This window comes from Pseudomonas sp. NPDC088429 (assembly GCF_044753305.1).
Classification (GTDB): Bacteria; Pseudomonadota; Gammaproteobacteria; order Pseudomonadales; family Pseudomonadaceae; genus Aquipseudomonas; species Aquipseudomonas rustica.
Window position 1 is genome coordinate 3,221 of the sequence record NZ_JBIVMX010000128.1, and the last position, 1,046, is coordinate 4,266.

1 protein-coding gene is annotated in these 1,046 nt (G+C 53.4%); it reads left to right on the forward strand.

The features are described from left to right. Positions 1 to 848: elongation factor Tu (locus ACIP66_RS28185; RefSeq protein ID WP_400652510.1), on the forward strand; the 848-nt coding region annotated here is incomplete at its 5' end. Between the last annotated feature and the right edge of the window lie 198 nt (positions 849 to 1,046).

Here is a 1,046-nt window from a genome sequence, read left to right on the forward strand (position 1 = left end):
CCCGTGAGCACATCCTGCTGTCCCGTCAGGTAGGCGTTCCGTACATCGTGGTTTTCCTGAACAAGGCTGACCTGGTAGACGACGCTGAGCTGCTGGAACTGGTTGAGATGGAAGTTCGCGACCTGCTGTCCACCTACGACTTCCCGGGCGATGACACTCCAATCATCATCGGTTCGGCTCGTATGGCTCTGGAAGGCAAAGACGACAACGAGATGGGCACCACTGCCGTCAAGAAACTGGTTGAGACTCTGGACAGCTACATCCCAGAACCAGTTCGTGTGACTGACAAGCCGTTCCTGATGCCAATCGAAGACGTATTCTCGATCTCCGGTCGCGGTACTGTTGTGACTGGTCGTATCGAGCGCGGTATCGTTCGCGTTCAAGATCCGCTGGAAATCGTTGGTCTGCGTGACACCACCGTGACTACTTGCACCGGTGTTGAAATGTTCCGCAAGCTGCTCGACGAAGGTCGTGCTGGCGAGAACTGCGGCGTTCTGCTGCGTGGCACCAAGCGTGACGACGTTGAGCGTGGTCAGGTTCTGGTTAAGCCGGGTTCGGTTAAGCCGCACACCAAGTTCACTGCAGAAGTTTACGTTCTGAGCAAAGAAGAAGGCGGTCGTCACACTCCGTTCTTCAAAGGCTACCGTCCACAGTTCTACTTCCGTACTACTGACGTGACTGGTAACTGCGAGCTGCCAGAAGGCGTTGAAATGGTAATGCCAGGTGACAACATTCAGATGACTGTTACCCTGATCAAAACCATCGCAATGGAAGACGGTCTGCGTTTCGCTATCCGTGAAGGCGGTCGTACCGTCGGCGCTGGCGTCGTAGCCAAAATCATCGCGTAATTCTCTTTTATAGAGATTGCTTGATGCTTTGAAAAAGCCCCCGCTCAGCGGGGGCTTTTTTTATTGGGTTGACACCTATATGGGGCGTCTATAGAATTGCGCCTCCTTTTAACGGGCGTATTGCGCTCGGTGGGAATAGCAGCCGGAGTCTGAAATCCAATGCAAAATCAGCAAATCCGTATCAGGTTGAAGGCTTTC